We start from the raw sequence: 17,025 nt of genomic DNA, 5'->3' as shown, positions 1-17,025 counted from the left end.
TTAGGAGGACTGGACCAGCGCTGCCGGCGACCGGAAGGTGTCCAGCCACTCGTTGAGGGCAGGACCAAGGTCTTCCCGCTCGGAGGCGATGGTGAAAACGGCCTTGAGGTAGCTGAGTTTGTCGCCGGTATCAAAGCGGCGGCCACGGAAGATCACGCCAAACACCCCGGAGCCTTCACCCTCGGCCGTGGCCAGAGTCTGCAGCGCGTCCGTGAGCTGGATTTCCCCGCCCCGTCCTTCCCCGGTTTCCGCCAGCACGTCAAATACGCGCGGGTGGAGCACGTAGCGGCCAATTACGGCCAGGTTTGACGGAGCCTCGTCCACGGAGGGTTTCTCCACCAGGCCATGGACGCGCACATAGCCACCCTCTGTCTGGGGAACAACGTCTGCACAGCCATAGGCGCTGATCTGGGATGGCTCCACCTCCATCAGGGCCACCACGGAACCGCCGGTCTCGGCCTGGACCCGGGCCATCTCCCGCAGAACCTCGTCCTGCTCGTCAATCAGGTCATCGCCCAAGAGCACTGCGAAGGGCTCATTGCCTACGTGGCTCTTGGCCCGAAGAACCGCATGCCCCAGTCCCTTCGGATCGCCCTGTCGGACGTAGTGGATGTCCGCCAGCGACGACGCTTCACGGACAGCGGCCAGCCGGGCGTGATCACCCTTGACCTCAAGAGCCTGCTCAATGAAGGGCACCCGGTCAAAGTGGTCCTCCAAGGCACGCTTGTTGCGTCCCGTGATCATCAGAACGTCGGAAATCCCGGCGCGGACAGCTTCCTCCACCACATACTGGATGGCCGGTTTGTCCACCACAGGAAGCATTTCCTTGGGCATCGCCTTGGTGGCCGGCAGGAAGCGTGTGCCCAACCCTGCTACTGGAATGACTGCCTTGCGCATGGGTGTCCCCTTGGTGAGAAAAATGATGTTCCGATCCGATGCTAATGCGACTGGCAAACCATCCTGAATTCCGGGTCGGTAATAATGGCCGCACGCACTAGGCTCGGAAGGTGCCAAACGAACACCCACACAGCCGCCTGCAGCTCGCCAACCGCACCGCAGCCTGGCTGCTTGGCGGCTACCTGGCGGCTCTGGCCCTGATTGCCTTTTGGCCCTCGCCCGTAGATCGGCCCGCGTCTGGCCAACTCAATGGCCTGCTGGCAGCATTGCAGCGCCATGGTTTCCCCGTGTGGGTCGACTACAGCTTCGTCGAGGGATTGGCCAACGTCCTCCTTTTCATCCCGATGGGTCTGCTCGCGGCCTGGCTCCTGCCACGCGGCAAATGGTGGCAGGCAATTGTCGTCGGGCTGGTGGCTTCAAATCTTATCGAAATGGGCCAGCTCCTCTTCCTCGGCGGACGGGTAGCTTCCGTGCACGACATCATGGTCAACACCTTGGGCACCATCATTGGCGCCGGTGCCGTAGCGGCGCATCGCTACAATGCCGAGCTCAACAAATGGGTCCGGACTGCCCTAGGCTCATTCCATGACCGCTGACGCACCCTTCCGGATCCTGGTTGTCTGCACAGGAAACATCTGCCGCTCGCCCATGGCGGAACGGCTGCTCGCGGCCGGTCTGGACAAATTGGCGCCGAGGCAGTTTGCCATCACCAGCGCCGGCACCCAGGCCATGGTGGATTGGAACATGGTTCCCCAGGTCCAGGGCCTACTGCGGGTCTTCGGGGCTGATCCCGAGCACTTTGCTGCCAGGCTCTTGACGCCGCAGATCCTTAAGGACCAAGATTTGGTGCTGACCATGACCCGCGCGCACCGCAGCCGGGTGGTGGAGCTGGCCCCGTCCCTTCTTCTGAAGACTTTCACCCTCCGAGAGCTGGCCCGGCTGCTGCCGGGCGTGCAGGTTGATGCACCCACTCCCGCCGAGCGGTGGCGTGCAGCCCTGCGGCCCGCCGCACGTCTGCGTTCCCGGGCTCCCGGCTCACCCGGTGACGACGACGTCGTGGACCCCTATGGCCGTGGCGATGCCACCTACCAGGAGATGTCCCACCAGCTGGCGCCAGCTGTTCGCACCCTTTTGTCGTGGGAGGCGACGTCACAATTGCACAGCCACGGCATATGACTTGGCCAAATCAATCCAATGCACTTCACAACGGCTAGAATTATGAAAAATGGCGTGCCGGACCGTGATCTGGGGACCTCCCTGAACTGCGGCCGCAATAGCACTAACACGGGGGAACCTACTCTTGGAAGTACGCGAATACCTTCGCATTCTGCGTCGTAACTGGATCATCATTGTGGCGCTCTGCATGGTCGGCCTTCTGGGCGCGGGCACAGCCTCAGTGCTTAGCAAGCCTGTTTATACTGCCGAGACCAAGCTCTTTGTGGCCACCCAAACTTCGGGAACTGCCCAAGACCTTAACCTGGGCAACACGTTCATCCAAGCACGGGTGGCGTCCTACGTGCAGACGGCAACCACGCCCACAGTATTGCAGCCCGTCATTGACACTCTTGGTCTCAACCTTTCGGCGGAACAGCTTGCCGCCAAGGTCAAGGCATCCTCGGACCTGAAAACCGTCCTCCTTTCTATTTCCGTCGACGATGGTTCACCGGTCCAGGCTGCGGCTATTGCCCAGGCCGTGGCCAATAGCCTCATTGCAGCCGTGGATGTGCTCGAGAAACCACGGGACGGCGGGGTCTCCCCCGTCCGGGTCTCGGTGGTGACGCCGGCCACTGCTCCTGCAATTCCCTCTGCGCCCAACGTTAAGACCAACCTCGCCCTGGGACTCGTCGTGGGGTTGGCTTTAGGCATCGGTGTGGCCCTCCTTCGAACCACCTTGGACAACCGCGTCCGCAGCGAGAGTGATATCCACAGGCTCACGGATGCACCGGTTCTGGGAGGCATCGCTTTTGACCAAGATGCCACCAAGAGCCCCCTCATCACACAGATCTCGGTGCAGAGCCCGCGGGCGGAATCGTTCCGCCAGTTGCGGACCAACCTTCAATTTGCCCATGTGAGCCACACCAGCAGGACACTGTTGTTCACCTCATCCCTTCCGGGTGAGGGTAAGAGCACCACTGCCACCAACCTCGCCATCTCCATGGCACAGGCAGGCCAATCGGTGGCTTTGATCGATGCCGATCTTCGTCGCCCGATGGTCTCCGAGTACCTGGGTCTTGAGGGCAATGCCGGTCTCACCACTGCATTAGTTGGCGATGCGGATGTTGAGGATCTTCTTCAGCCGTGGGGTGAGCATGGGCTCCACGTCCTGACGTCTGGCATGATTCCGCCCAATCCCAGTGAATTGTTGGGATCGGAGGCCATGAAGAAACTCATCGCCCGCCTGGAACAGATGTTTGATGCCGTGGTTATCGACGCACCGCCTCTCTTGCCTGTCACCGATGCTGCCGTATTGGCTCAGCATGTGGGCGGGGTGGTGATGGTGGTCGGCTGCCACAAGGCCCGCCAACCTGAGGTGACCAAGTCTCTCGGGACGCTCGAATTGGTTAATGCGGATGTTTTGGGCATTGTTCTGAACCGCGTCCCTGTCAAGGGGCCGGACGCCTACGCCTACAGCTACTACAGCTACGACAGCGTTCCCGCAGCCAGCAGCAGCCGGGCCAAGAAGTCCTCGCAGCCGTCCCGTCATAGTGTTTTCAAGGCTTCCGCAGGGTCACCACATGAGTTTGAACAGGTGCTGCATGGCCAGCGAATGGCGGAGCCCAACCATTTTCCCGTAAAGAAACCGTAGACCACTCGGAACAGTTGCGCTGCGCTGTTTCACCACACTTGCCAAATGGCAACACTCGCAGGGGGAACAATTGAATTCCGGGGGAAACTGGCGCGCCAGATATGTCCGCAGAATAGGTTTTGTGGACGCCATGGTGGTTGTCTGGTCAGTAGTGGGCGCCCATCTGATCCGCTTCGGCGGAGAAAGCGGCGGCGGTGTCACAGCGGGGTCATTCACTGCTTCATATGTGACGCTCACCATACTTCTGCCATGCATCTGGTGGCTCATGTTGGCGGCTTGGGGAAGCCGGGAATCCAGGGTTCTCGGTTCAGGCATCGATGAATACAAACGCGTCTTTGCCTCCAGCCTGTGGCTCTTTGGATTCCTTGCCATTTTTTCGTATGCCGCCCAGCTCGATTTGGCCCGAGGCTACGTTGGCATCGCTTTCCCTTTCGGTGTGGCCGGGCTGCTGGCAGGCCGGTGGATCCTGCGCCAACATTTAGGTCTTGAACGGATCAAAGGTGGCAGCTCATCTAGGTTGCTCGTGGTGGGTGGACCTGGCGCTGCGGCCCATCTGATTGAGGCACTCCGGCGCTACCCACAGGCCGGTTACAACCCGGTTGCGGCCTATTTGGCCGGCCACCCGGACGGTTCCAGCGGCATCGCGAATTTGGGTGTTCCTGTAGCGGGCCATGAGCCAACCGTGGAAGGCATCATGAGTGCCGTCCGCAGCTCGGATGCAGACACGGTGGCCATTTCGGCCGGTGTCCAGCTACATCCGATGACCATGAGGCACTTGGGCTGGGAATTGGCTGCCTCAAACATTTCACTCATCGTGGCGCCGGCCTTGACGGATATCGCCGGTCCTAGAATCCACACACAACCCGTTGCGGGGCTGCCGCTCATCCATGTCACCACGCCCAAGCTGGAGGGTGGCAAACGGGTTGCCAAACGCCTGTTCGACATCTGCACTTCGAGCCTGATGCTCGCGGTCTTTTCCCCAGCGATGCTCTTGATTGCGCTCTGGATCAGGCTGGACAGCACCGGACCCGTGTTTTTCCGGCAGCAGCGCATTGGAATTCTGGGCGAACCCTTCATCATGTACAAGTTCCGTTCGATGTCCACTGACGCCGAGGAACGGTTGGACGAGCTTAGCGCCCTGAATGAAGGGAACGGAATTCTCTTCAAGCTCAGAGTGGATCCCCGGGTGACTCGCGCAGGGGCATTTCTGCGCAAGTTCAGTTTGGACGAACTTCCCCAACTCCTCAACGTTCTTTCAGGTTCCATGAGCCTGGTGGGGCCGCGTCCACCCCTGGCGTCCGAGGTGGACTCCTATGAGGAGCACGTCCGCCGCAGGCTCTTGGTAAAGCCTGGCCTCACGGGCCTGTGGCAGGTCAGCGGCAGGTCCAACTTGTCGTGGCAGGATTCGGTGCGGCTGGACCTCTATTACGTGGAAAACTGGTCGATGGCCGGCGATTTTGTGATTCTTTTCCGCACGGCGCGGGCCGTACTCAAGCGTGATGGCGCTTACTGAAACCCCTTTACACCAGAATCGTCAAGAAAAGGCTTCAACTATGCAGATCTCAGTTATTGGTTGCGGATACCTCGGGGCCGTCCATGCGGCGTGCATGGCCAAATTGGGCCATGACGTGGTGGGCATCGACGTTGACGAACGCAAAATTGCGGAGCTTTCCGCTGCCAAGGCCCCGTTCTTTGAACCCGGTTTGGAGGCATTGCTCCACGACGTCCAGTCCACCGGCCGTTTGACCTTCACAGCCGACATGTCGGCTGCCGCCGGAAGCGATGTTCATTTCATCTGCGTGGGAACGCCCCAGAAGAAGGGCGAAAACGGTGCAGACATGCGCTACGTCGATGCCGCTTTGGAGGGTCTGCTCCCCTATCTGAAGTCCGGCGACATAGTGGTCGGTAAGTCGACGGTGCCGGTTGGAACCGCTGCCCGGCTGGCCGAACTTGTTTCGGAACACCAGCCGGATGCCCACCTGGCCTGGAATCCCGAGTTCCTGCGCGAGGGGCACGCAGTCAAGGACACGCTGAGCCCGGACCGATTTGTCTATGGGGTTCCGGATGCGTTGGAGGACCACCCCGCTGTGGTGGCCCTTGATGAGGTCTATGCCACGCCCCTCGGTTCAGGAACCGCTCGTCTGGTAGCGGACTATGCTACTGCAGAACTGGTCAAGGCCGCGGCAAACTCCTTCCTGGCCACTAAGATTTCCTTCATCAATGCCATGGCCGAAGTGTGCGAGGCAGCAGGTGCCGACGTTACCCTGCTTGCCGATGCTATCGGCATGGATGACCGCATTGGACGAAAGTTCCTCAATGCTGGTATCGGTTTTGGCGGCGGCTGCCTGCCTAAAGACATCCGGGCCTTTATGGCCCGCGCCGGCGAACTAGGGGCCGACCAGGCGCTGACTTTCCTTCGTGAAGTTGATGCGATCAATATGCGGCGACGAACCCGGGTGGTCGAGCTAACCCGTGAACTCTGCGAGGGAAGTCTGCTCGGAAAGAGGATTTCTGTCCTGGGAGCTGCTTTCAAACCGGAAAGCGATGATGTCCGCGACTCTCCTGCATTGAGCGTAGCCGCACAGCTTCAGCTTCAAGGGGCTGTGGTCACCGTTACCGACCCAGAGGCTCTTGCCAATGCAGCCAAGCGGTTTCCGGAGCTCAACTTTGATGGCTCTCTGGACTCCTGCGTGAGCAATGCTGACGCTGTGCTGCTCCTAACGGAGTGGAAGGAATACCGGGACCTGGATCCCCACATTCTCGCCAGCCAAGTAGCCGCCACCCGAATACTTGATGGACGCAATGTACTCGACCCGGCCAAGTGGCGGGCTGCCGGCTGGACTTACCGTGGGCTCGGGCGTCCCTAAGAATGTCCAGTGAAGAACCGTCCATGGATTCAGCTCAACCAGCTCAACGTCGACGGACTCGGCAGCCGGACAAGCGCAGTTCACAGCGCCGAGTTCGGGTCCTCTTCCTCAGCGCTGGAGCCTTTTTCCTGCTGATTGCCGTTGGTTCCACTGCATGGATTGGATTCCGTGCTGGGCAGATCAAAGACCATCTTGATGCCACCACACACCTTCTCCCCCAGCTTCAGGCCGATCTGGTGTCAAATGACTCTGCAGCGGCGTCGGTTACCTTGGAGTCACTCAAGGAACACACAGCGAGCGCCCGCTCGGCCAGCACTGACCCGGTGTGGAAGGCTGCCAGTTCGCTGCCGTGGATTGGTCGCGATCTTTCCGCGACATCCGAGGTTGCCATCACTGCGGACGATATCGTCAATCTGGCCGCAGCACCCATGGTTGGCACCCTTGGCTCCCTGGACTGGAAGACCCTGGTACCCGCGAACGGTGCCATCAGCCTTGATCCGCTGAAGAAGGCAACACCCAGCGTCATGGCCGCGGCCAACACAGTGCAGCTCTCCTATGATCGGCTGGCTGACATCGATTCGAGTGCGTTGCTTCCCCAAATTGCTACGCCACTGAACACGGCCAAAGCGCAGCTGAATGACGTACGGCAGATTCTCAATACGGCTTCGAGCGCCGCCCAGTTGGTCCCTTCCATGATGGGAGCAGACGGCCCACGGAACTACTTGCTCCTTGTTCAAAACAATGCGGAAATCCGAGCAACCGGCGGCATTCCCGGGGCACTGGCTGTCATCCAAGCGGACAACGGCAAGATCAAGTTGGTAGGGCAAGGCACCGCCAATGACCTTGGTCGTTTTAGCCCAACAATCAAAGTCGATGGAGCCCAGGAAACCATCTATACCGACCGCCTGGGGATGTACATGCAGGACGTCAACCTGACTCCGGACTTCCCCACGGCGGCCAGAACAGCCCAGGCCATGTGGCAACAACGTAACCCGGGCCAGAGCATCGATGGCGTCATTTCACTGGATCCTGTGGTCCTATCGATGATCCTCCAGGCCACCGGTCCAGTGGATGTTTCGTCGTCGCTCTCCGATGCGGCCACTGCCGCGGGCCTCTCAAGCAGGCTCACGGTGGAGAATACCGTCACGACACTCCTTTCGGATGTCTATTCCAAAATAAAGGTTCCTGCACAGCAGGACGCCTATTTTGCCGAGGTGGCCAAGCAAGTATTTGACGCCGTAGCCGCGGGCAAGGGATCAAGCGAGGACCTCGTGAAGCAACTCGGCGCAGGCGTCAAAGAGGGCAGGGTGCTCGTCTGGTCCGCGCATCCAGCAGAACAGCAAATTCTGGTGTCGCAATCCATCGGTGGAGCGATTTCCGGCCCCAGCGTTGCGCCAGCCGGTTTCGCCGTGTATTTCAATGACGGCACCGGCGCAAAAATGGACTTTTACGTCAAACGGACTGTCCAGCTGGTGCAGCGTTGCAACAGTGGAGGCTATGCGCAGTACACGACTAGGATCACGCTGATCAATATGGCCCCATCGGATGCCGCAACATCATTGCCGGCCTACGTAACGGGCGCCGGCACATTCGGTGTCGAGCCGGGACATATTGCGACAAACATCGTCGCCTATGGCCCCACCCTGGCTCGGGTGCAACAAGCCCGCGTCGACGGAACAACGGTGGGTCTCGGATCGTACAAGCACGCGGATCGTCCAGTGGGCGTAGTGCGGGTGGACTTAGCTCCTGGACAGAGCACAACCGTGGAAATCGATTTCTCCAAGGTTGTCCAGTCGAGTCCACCCGAACTAAAAGTGACTCCTACTGTTCAGAATGTAAAAGAAGTCGTCTTGCCGCAGCAGGCGGCGTCAGCCTGTTCTTCGAGCAATACCGACAAGTGATGTACATCACCGTCGCTCTAAGGTCGCGCAAATATTCGTTGTGTAACATTTCCGCGCCTCATTATCCATGATGGATATCCACTGATACTCTGCTATTGGATCGCAGTCTCACTGGGGGCACTAGCGGCCACATCGACTACGTCAGAAATATGGGGAACTGCCATGAAGAAATCACTCGCCGCGATCACCCTTGCCGGCATGCTCACTTTGTCCGCGGGTGTTGCATCCGCGCAGGCCGCGCCGTACCCTGCGCCGCCGTCATCCACCGTTTCCTCCGGGACCGTCACGCCTGGAGGCTCCGTAGTGTTCAGCGCTTCCGGGTTCACTCCGGGTGAATCAATCACCATCACTGTCGTCTTTGGCGGGCCGACGGCCGCTGGAGTGGTGGGCGGCCACGGTGGAGCCTCCATGTCCGTCCCGATGATCATCAAATCTGCTGACATCGTCACAAAGGCCACGGCAGCGGCCGATGGCAGCTTCTCGACAAACATAACCCTCACAGACACCGGTACTTACACATTGACCGCAACGGGCGATATTTCCGGGGTCACCGCGTCCCAGGTTGTCCGAGTTGTAGCTGCTACGGGAGACAACGGCTCCGGCACGGGAACGTCCGGCAATGGAGCCGTCGCGGATGATTCCAACAATGATCTGGCCTCAACGGGTTTTGATACTAGTGTCCTGGTCTGGTCCTTGGTTGGTGCCGGCGCATTGGCTGCCGGCGCCGCAACTGTTGTGGTTTCCCGTCGTCGCAGTCGCCAGAATGCTGACGCCTAAGCCCCACATCTGAAACGAGAAGGCTCGGAACCCAATGGTTCCGAGCCTTCTTCCTATACTCCGCCGTTTACGGACCACCACCTGTTGATGACCACTCCACGATTTGTGGAGAGTTGAGACAATTTCATGTCTCGATGAGTGAGGGAATAATCATTGGGCCCAAGCTTTTCATCCCATCCATTCAATCTAAGATCGGATGGATGGGATGTCGGTGGGTCGAAATTGGCCTCCATGAATCTTCAGGTGGTCGGCTTATGGACTGCTGAGAGTGCGGTGCACCTCCTGTTTCGGAACTCCGCTCAGGTTACCTGAGCTTGTCCCATACAGTTGCGAAAATGGGGACGTGTTGTTTTCTTTGAACCAGACACACTAACCAATCACAGGACCACTTACATGGTCCAAGGCATCCATCGGCTAAATATGAACGCCCCCACCCGCCGTAATTGCACAGGCTTCACTACTGTCCACGGCAACCACGATTGGCGCAAGCCGTGAACTGACCCCGTGATTTGCCCAAGGCCGCTGGCTCCGGCCACGAACATTGCCCTCCACGTCATATCAGCCCACGAGGGCCAACACGAAAATCCGCGAACGAAGCCTAGACGGTAACTCGTGGCAACAAGTGTGAGAAAACTTCAGAATGATCATGGATTCGCTCATTAGACAGCCAGGGTCCCGATTCATGCCAGTAGCGTCCGGACGACTGCGGATGGCACATCCAAGCGACTTGGACCCAACACCGACGTACTTCGAGAGAACGGAACACAAGCACGAAGATTATCTTGGTCCACCTCAACAAGATATAATGAGTCCTGTCGGCAAATATGCTCGGCGGAGTCCAGACAGCTTTTAGACAGCGCGATGGCGGATTAGCGGTTTCTTAGGCAACCCAGAAGGATGAGTAATTTGAATCTTCCAATTCGATGAAAATGAGTGAATCTAGCCTCGAAAATAAATATAAAAATCGGTTCGATAAAAAATTGCGTGCCGAAATAATAAACCCGCTTTCCGCCAAACCAAGACTGCTTGCTTCCAAATCGGTTGGATCAATTCGAGGTCCCTTCACCGCAAGATTATCTCTTATTGTGGTACTCATCGGCAGCAGCGGCGCTTTTCAAGTCTTTATACCAAGCGGCGGCGGATCAACTTTTGCATTGGCGCCTCTAATCATAGCAAGTTGGCTAATGGTGACGCATTTCATGTCGCCAACGTACTCAAGAGTAGCCAACTGGCTTAATGCAGCACCACTTGTTCTCCTCTGCGCAATGCCAGTCCTAAGTTTCATATGGTCCATAGACGGCAGAAAAACCATAAACGTTGCTGTTGTCTTGATCATCTTCGGAATTTTGGCCATGGCAGTATCACGTGATCTGACACTTGAGCAAAGAATATCGACAGCAAGCAAGACACTCGGTTTTCTAATTTTCGTTTCCTTGGTAACAGTCGTACTCTTGCCGCAGTACGGCATAGATCACGATGACAGAGCAATAGCATGGCGCGGAATCTTCCTAAATAAAAATTCATTCGGCCGTGTTGCCGCAATCGAACTCCTATTCTGCATTTTTCTTAGTATGAAAAGCACCGGCAAAGCAAGGCTCGGTTGGTTGACAGTAGCAGCATCTTGTTCTTGGATCATGTTCCAATCAGATAGCCAAACTGCATTTGTTGCTGCGACTCTGGCAACAGTAGCAACTTTCATTGTTTCTTTTTCAAAGTTAAAAATCAAGTTCCCGAGAATTTTCTCCCTTGCCTGGCTCTCTGGCTATTTGTTTGTGTCAATTTCGATACCAATAGTTGGGCCGATAGCTGCTCAATATGTCTCTCGGGATCCTACACTCACTGGACGCACTGTGTTGTGGGATCTTGTGGATGAATTTTCGAATCAGCGGCCAACTCTCGGTTGGGGCTTTGGAACTGTATGGCAGACTGACGGTGGAATTGGCAACATTATTTCAACGGCTTTGACATTTATCCCCGGCAGCGCGCACAACGGCCTGCTCGATCTTCGCATTCAAATAGGATACATCGGCATAGTCTCTGTCATGCTAGGCCTCTGGCTCATATTCTATCGAGCAATAAAGTTTGGTTCCAATGATGGTCGACTCCCGTGGATTATTGGCTATGCAACCCTCTACTTTGTTATGGATCTCACGGAATCAACGCTTTTCTTTGGTCTCACGTGGTTCCTAATGTGGATATTATTCTGCCCGGATCGGGCTACAGTGAGGAATGATTTATGAAGAGAGTAATAATTTCGGCATATGCTTGCAAGTTTGGCGAAGGAAGTGAGCCGGGGGCAGGATACCTGTGGACCCTTGCCGCCAGCAGGTCATTCCAAATTGAACTTGTCACCCGGCCACTTGACCAGGAAACCAGGCATCGCCTTCTTGAAGCCGGCGTAACTGTTCACGAAATTCCTATTAGACACAATTCGAAGCGACCGCAGGTCTCCTACGTCAAATGGCTAATATTTGCTCAGCGTAGAATGATCGAAATCAATAAACAGCTGCGAGTCGACCTAGTCCATCATGTCACGTATGCTACAGATTGGTTGCCCTCTCCAAAACTCCATAATACCCCACTCATTTGGGGTCCCGTGGGAGGAACGACTGGGCTTCCCAAGGGATTGGCGCATCTTTATTCACGAAGACTTCGTCAAAAAGAAAGACTTCGATCAGTTGTCACCAATGCAGTGAGAGCTTGGACCAGAATTTGGGCTCGGCTCAATGTATCGCTGGTATTAGCTCAGAATCGAGATACAGCCCGGCAGTACCGACATGTTAATGGCACTCAAATACGAGCGAATTGTGTATTGGAGATGACAACGCCAGAATCGAATGTGTCTGAAAGAGATGCCAAGTCTGTTGCTATTGTGGGACGACTTATAGAAATGAAAGGCGTCCATATCGCGCTGGAGGCTTTAGCCACGGATTGCCTAAATGACTGGACTATTCATATAGTCGGCGATGGGCCAATGAGGTTGCAGCTAGAGGAAAAGGCAGCAGACCTTGGCCTTGGAGGTAGGGCGCTATTTCACGGTCATGTCGAACGAAAAAAGGTACTCGAGATTCTCTCGGCGGTTCGATGTTCGCTGCTTCTTTCCACTCATGATGCCGCCGGCTGGTCCGCAGCCGAGTCGATAGCCGTCGGAACGCCAGTCGTGACCTGGTCACACGGCGGACCGGCAGAACTAGTCGAGCAGGCGTCGTGTGGAGTCGTTGTTCAGAGTCAGACTGCTAGCGTTGACGCTGTAGCTTCTGCGATACTCGCCACCGAACCTCATGCCGTTGGTTCATTGCAAATGTTCGAATTTGATGGCCTCATCAAAGACATCCGGGACTGGTATGACTGTGCAACAGAGTGATCGCTTGAGGAATGTCCTAATGTTGCATGCGAATTATAGGCAACCCGGCGGTGAGGAAAACAGCTTTGAGGCAGAGTCTCAGTTGATTGAAAGTTTAGGCTTTCGTATCACTCGACTTATGGTTGACAACGAGGGAATGACTCACGGTCCACTTTCCGCTCTTGAATCAGTCTTTAGCGTGAAGAATTTTCTGGCCGTATTTCGAACGATAAGTCGGGAGAAACCTGCCTTCGTGTATGCAAATAACCTTTGGCCGGGACTTTCAAGCTCCCCTATCGCGGCGGCTCGAATCTTGGGAATCCCGGTTCTTCAGGCCGTGCGTAACTATCGCCTTGTTTGCCCATCCGCGAAATTGGACAATGATGGAGCTTGCATTGAGTGTGGTAGTCAGATTTTTCCCTTCTCGTGTATCAAGAATGGCTGCTACAACAATAGTTCGGTGCAGAGCCTGGTCACATTCCTTTCCGCATTCATAAATCGTTTGATAGTTCTCCGTTGGAATAGACATCGCTATCTTGCGACGAGTAATAAGACGCGCGACCTCATGATCCGCAATGGAATACCAGCTGACAGAATTAATACTCGTCCGAACTTCCTGTTTAATCCTCCGACACCATCTTTCGCCCCCGGCGAAGGCGCCATATATGTAGGACGCCTCACCAAAGAAAAAGGTATCCTAAACCTCCTCTCTGAGTGGCCGGCCCACTCCAATTCCCTCAAACTGACAATTGTCGGTGACGGGCCTCTCAGGGAGAAAGTACTGGACTATTGTGGGCTTAATCCGAACCTCAAATGGATAGGGTCTCAGGACCAGGAAGTGGTTTCGGACCTCGTAAAATCGAGTGCCCTTGCTATTGTGCCGTCTGTGTGGGCAGAGCCCTTCGGTCGGGTTGCAATTGAGGCGATGTCAGTTGGCACCCCTGTTGTTTGCACAGTTGGAGGCACGCTTGCCGATATAGTTGGCGATTCAGGCATTATTCTTCCGTCTTTGAGTGCCGAATCAATTATGGAAATACTTGAAGTGGCAGATTCCCCTGGAAGGCTGATCGAGCTCCGGCGGAAATCCTATGAGCGATTTTGTAAAGGTTTCACAATTGATGCATCCCGGGAGAATCTCGTCACACAATTACGCGAGGTCAGTCAGTGTTGAGATCAATCCGCTCGGGAACGTTCATCCTTGATCAAGCGACTTCAAGTATCATCTCTTTCCTTTTGATGACCACATTGGCCAAGACGGGTGGCACGCATCTTGTCGGTACGGTGGCGGTGCTGCAGTCGATCCTACTCATCGCCCTTACAGTTGCCAGGTCTTTAAGCCTCGATGTTTGGGCATCCCGTGGTGCTCGGAGTGAGGAACGAAAATCTGCTACTGCCACGGCATTACTATTTCCAATACTTTCCGCGGCAGTCCTCGGTCCCGTCATATGGTTAATGGGTGCCGAACAAACAACAGTTATGCTGTATTGGCTGGCTGTACCCGCAGTACTGGTCCTTGACACAGTACGAGTCCTATTACTGCACGCCGACAAAAGCTGGCTATCGCTAGTCTGTCAACTGGTGACTTTGAGCGGGCTGGTGATTGCTGCAATTGTTGCCAATGACCCGGCAGTAAGTATGGGGATATACACAACGGGAGTGATATTTTCATGTATTGTTGGGTTCACTGGCTTGAGAATGATGCCCCCTTTGCCATCCCCAAAATATGCCGTGCAACATAAACAACGATCGCTACCATTTTTAGCAGAAGTCTCTATGGGTTCAATTGTCCAGCAAATTCTTTTGCTTTTGCTGGCTGGATTATCTTCGATACAGACAGTGGGAGAAATTCGACTGGCCCAAACGATGCTGGGACCTATGTCGATAATCCATGCGGGGATATCACCGCAAATCCTCAGACGATTGGGTCAAAAGCAGGACTCGACTGTCAGTGAAATTACGCGTTCCGGTATCAAGTCGGGTTGGATCTTGGCGTCGATTTCCTTTTTTGGGGTAATCGCCTTGGTAATTGTTTTGAATATTAAGGTCTCTGCTTCAACAATTTTGGTTCATATCGTTGGGGCCGCCGGAAGTGGAATTTCTCCCGTGATTATTGCGTGCGGACTGGCATTAGCCTTTAATGGCGTTGTATTGGGAACCGGTGTTGCGGCTAGAGTGGTTGGACTGACGACGCGCCTTAACAAGACTCGTGTATTTGTCATTCCAATTCAGATCGCCATTATTTGTTTTGCTGCACTCTCTAATGTTCCATTCGTTGCTGCCGCCGGATTCGCGCTGACGGCGATCATTACCGCGCTGATTTCAATTTGGGTGCTCCGGACCGACAGCAAAGCACCGTCTCAAGTCGTGCGGCTAACGCCATAATCCAGCTCAAGACTGGGTACTTCTAATTCATAAACTTCAAGGACAATCTAAGGAGCAGAATGCCATCGAAAATAGTGATTGCAATCCTAACCTACCGACGGGAGAAACAGCTTGCTCTTTGTGTTTCGAGCGTAATTGATTCCATTAAAAGTGTCGATCATTCTGTGACAATATTGATCGGGGATAATGATCTTTTTCCCTCAGTTCAAGAATATGGTCATGGTGAAGATTTACGCAGAATTCACCTCCGGAAGGGAGCCATCGCTCCGGGGCGCCAAGAACTACTTTTGCTTGCACGTCGCTTGGGGTTTGACTATATTGTATTTGTCGACGATGATGAAATTGTTTCCATCGATTGGCTTCGTCTTCTTTTGGATACCGCAATCGCGTATGATTGCGCAGGAGTTACTGGTCCGGTCTCTCCCATTGGACTACCTGATGGAGAGCTCCCTCTCCATATTAGGGCTCGGCGATTGACGGGAAATCGCATGGATACGGCCGGAGCTGGTAATCTTCTGCTCAAACTTGACCGTATTGTGAACATAGATTTCAATATTGATTGGCCTATGCGTGGGGGCGAGGATACTGACTTCACGTATCGTATTACGAAGAGTGGGAAGGAAATCATCTGGTGTGATGAGGCTGAGGTATTTGAGCCAGTTGATATTTCTCGACGCTCTGTATTTTGGCTCGTCAATCGCTACTTCAATAACGGAAGAGTATTGCACTCAGTGTTCCGTGATTCACGTACAATGACTTCACCCGTGGGTGTCATTAAGAGACTTTGCTATGCCAGTTTTATATTGATCATGTTACCCGGGACGGTGTTTTCTCCACGGATAACGAGATTCATCTTGGATAAGAGTATTCGAAATTTTGGCTTTGTCTTCCAAGCATTCAACAACTTTTGGCCATTTCGTAAATTGGCCAGCCACGGCCCGTCCTCCAGGACTCAGGATTCCTGACGCGTCGGTGCAGCCGACGGTTTGGCGGGTTCGTTGATTTTCCGGTGTTTCCGCGTGAGGCAGGGCTCAGGACTCCGGGACATGGTGAGATTTCGGTTGTGGGGTTTTAGTGGCTCTTCGTGGTTCATGGTGAAATCCACTATTGCGATCAATGATCTGCCGTCGTTCTGGCGGCGCTTCTGGGCATAATGCGTGCCGTGTAATTCGCGCCATTGATGAAGCCGCGGCCGGTCCGTTTGATGTGCTTGATACTGGTGTTGTTGGCTTCGACCTTTCCGGTGGTGGCGCCGGTGACGATGAGGACCCCGATTTCCTTCCACCACCGGCAGACCGTGCGCCAGAGCCTGGTCGTCTCAGCCTGATTGGATTCCTTCACGAGCTGCTCAAGGTGGTCCTTCGCGACCGTGGCGTCCGCCAGGGATCCGGTGCGCAGCAGGTACCGGAGCTGCTCCTTCACCTCCCAGGCGGCCTTGAGCCTGCCGGTCGGATCGTCCATGATGAAGACACCGTCGAGCCGGGGGCCGCCTTGTCGGAGAGCGTCGCACCGGCACGCAGGAGCAGCATCCGGTGCGTCCACGCCGGATCCACAGCCCGGCCGCGCCGGCCCCGCACCTGCTGGGAGAGGTGCTGGCGGACCTCGGTGAGGACCTGGTTGGCGAGTTGGATCAGATGGAAATGATCAACGGAAACGGCCGTCCTGGGCAGCCACATCCGCACTTGGCGGCCGTGCTGTACGTTGACGGGCATGTGCGCGCCTACCAAGGACGGAAGAAGATCGGGAAGGTCCACTCAACACGGTTGAAGTTCCCGACCCCGGCCACGGAGGAGACATGGGTCCCCGACTCCCACGGCGCCCCGGTGTTCATGGTGATGGCAGCGCCCGGGACTGCCCTGACCAAGGAACTGCGCACCCTGCTGCCCACCTTGCGGGACATTATCGGGGACGAGAGGGCGGTGCTGGTCTGCTTTGACCGCGGTGGATGGTCCGCGGCCCTCTTCCACCACATGCAGGGGCACGGTTTTGATGTGCTGACCTAGCGCAAAGGCCACGCACCACAGATCCCGGAAGACAGCTTCCACCCCGTCA

The 17,025-nt window shown here is 55.7% G+C and carries 16 protein-coding genes; 13 read left to right on the top strand and 3 right to left on the bottom strand.

Features of this window, described 5'->3' with window-relative positions; all coding sequences use genetic code 11:
* Nucleotides 1–897: a UTP--glucose-1-phosphate uridylyltransferase GalU gene (galU, locus tag ACQCSX_RS18945; protein WP_427016767.1), complete on the bottom strand. Its 897-nt coding sequence runs from the start codon at nt 895–897 to the stop codon at nt 1–3.
* Between the two features lie 110 nt (nt 898–1,007).
* On the opposite strand from galU, the gene ACQCSX_RS18940 reads away from it, so the two are divergent.
* The 12 genes from ACQCSX_RS18940 to ACQCSX_RS18885 all read left to right on the top strand — a co-directional run bounded on the left by ACQCSX_RS18940 (nt 1,008) and on the right by ACQCSX_RS18885 (nt 15,938).
* Nucleotides 1,008–1,493: a VanZ family protein gene (locus ACQCSX_RS18940; protein WP_427016766.1), complete on the top strand. Its 486-nt coding sequence runs from the start codon at nt 1,008–1,010 to the stop codon at nt 1,491–1,493.
* Nucleotides 1,483–2,073, top strand: a complete 591-nt coding sequence (locus ACQCSX_RS18935; protein ID WP_427016765.1) for a low molecular weight phosphatase family protein — start codon at nt 1,483–1,485, stop codon at nt 2,071–2,073. The genes ACQCSX_RS18940 and ACQCSX_RS18935 overlap by 11 nt, the downstream gene beginning before the upstream one ends.
* 124 nt (nt 2,074–2,197) lie before the next feature.
* Nucleotides 2,198–3,703 (top strand): polysaccharide biosynthesis tyrosine autokinase, encoded by a 1,506-nt coding sequence (locus tag ACQCSX_RS18930; protein WP_427016764.1) that lies wholly within the window; start codon nt 2,198–2,200, stop codon nt 3,701–3,703.
* A gap of 130 nt (nt 3,704–3,833) precedes the next feature.
* A complete protein-coding gene (locus ACQCSX_RS18925; RefSeq protein ID WP_427019101.1) occupies nt 3,834–5,216 on the top strand; it encodes a sugar transferase in 1,383 nt (460 codons plus the stop codon).
* A 40-nt stretch (nt 5,217–5,256) separates the two neighbouring features.
* Nucleotides 5,257–6,570: a UDP-glucose dehydrogenase family protein gene (locus ACQCSX_RS18920; RefSeq protein WP_427016763.1), complete on the top strand. Its 1,314-nt coding sequence runs from the start codon at nt 5,257–5,259 to the stop codon at nt 6,568–6,570.
* Nucleotides 6,571–6,572: 2 nt separating this feature from the next.
* Nucleotides 6,573–8,471, top strand: a complete 1,899-nt coding sequence (locus ACQCSX_RS18915) for a DUF4012 domain-containing protein (protein ID WP_427016762.1) — start codon at nt 6,573–6,575, stop codon at nt 8,469–8,471.
* Between the two features lie 162 nt (nt 8,472–8,633).
* Nucleotides 8,634–9,248: an LPXTG cell wall anchor domain-containing protein gene (locus ACQCSX_RS18910; RefSeq protein WP_427016761.1), complete on the top strand. Its 615-nt coding sequence runs from the start codon at nt 8,634–8,636 to the stop codon at nt 9,246–9,248.
* Nucleotides 9,249–10,177: 929 nt separating this feature from the next.
* On the top strand, nt 10,178–11,488 hold the full coding sequence (locus ACQCSX_RS18905; RefSeq protein ID WP_427016760.1) for an O-antigen ligase family protein: 1,311 nt from the start codon (nt 10,178–10,180) through the stop codon (nt 11,486–11,488).
* Between the two features lie 578 nt (nt 11,489–12,066).
* On the top strand, nt 12,067–12,612 hold the full coding sequence (locus ACQCSX_RS18900; RefSeq protein ID WP_427019100.1) for a glycosyltransferase: 546 nt from the start codon (nt 12,067–12,069) through the stop codon (nt 12,610–12,612).
* A gap of 19 nt (nt 12,613–12,631) precedes the next feature.
* On the top strand, nt 12,632–13,762 hold the full coding sequence (locus tag ACQCSX_RS18895; protein ID WP_427016759.1) for a glycosyltransferase family 4 protein: 1,131 nt from the start codon (nt 12,632–12,634) through the stop codon (nt 13,760–13,762).
* Nucleotides 13,756–14,973 carry a hypothetical protein gene (locus ACQCSX_RS18890; protein ID WP_427016758.1) on the top strand — a complete coding sequence of 406 codons (1,218 nt, stop codon included), beginning with the start codon at nt 13,756–13,758 and terminating at the stop codon, nt 14,971–14,973. Before ACQCSX_RS18895 ends, ACQCSX_RS18890 begins: the two co-directional genes overlap by 7 nt.
* Before the next feature lie 59 nt (nt 14,974–15,032).
* On the top strand, nt 15,033–15,938 hold the full coding sequence (locus tag ACQCSX_RS18885) for a glycosyltransferase family 2 protein (RefSeq protein WP_427016757.1): 906 nt from the start codon (nt 15,033–15,035) through the stop codon (nt 15,936–15,938).
* Between the two features lie 148 nt (nt 15,939–16,086).
* Here ACQCSX_RS18885 and ACQCSX_RS18880 read toward each other — a convergent pair whose 3' ends face one another.
* Both ACQCSX_RS18880 and ACQCSX_RS18875 read right to left on the bottom strand, forming a co-directional pair.
* Entirely contained in the window at nt 16,087–16,434 is a 348-nt protein-coding gene (locus ACQCSX_RS18880; RefSeq protein WP_427016756.1) for a transposase, read from the bottom strand.
* Nucleotides 16,392–16,604: a hypothetical protein gene (locus tag ACQCSX_RS18875; RefSeq protein WP_427019099.1), complete on the bottom strand. Its 213-nt coding sequence runs from the start codon at nt 16,602–16,604 to the stop codon at nt 16,392–16,394. Before ACQCSX_RS18875 ends, ACQCSX_RS18880 begins: the two co-directional genes overlap by 43 nt.
* Here ACQCSX_RS18875 and ACQCSX_RS18870 point away from each other — a divergent pair.
* Nucleotides 16,506–16,976 (top strand): putative transposase, encoded by a 471-nt coding sequence (locus tag ACQCSX_RS18870; protein ID WP_427016755.1) that lies wholly within the window; start codon nt 16,506–16,508, stop codon nt 16,974–16,976. The two genes, ACQCSX_RS18875 and ACQCSX_RS18870, sit on opposite strands and share 99 nt — an antisense overlap.
* Nucleotides 16,977–17,025 lie beyond the last annotated feature (49 nt).

Origin of the sequence: Pseudarthrobacter sp. P1 (genome assembly GCF_050156935.1) — a bacterium.
Lineage (GTDB): Bacteria > Actinomycetota > Actinomycetes > Actinomycetales > Micrococcaceae > Specibacter.
Note: the sequence above shows the minus strand (reverse complement) of the source record. Positions and strands in the feature narration are given on the sequence as shown.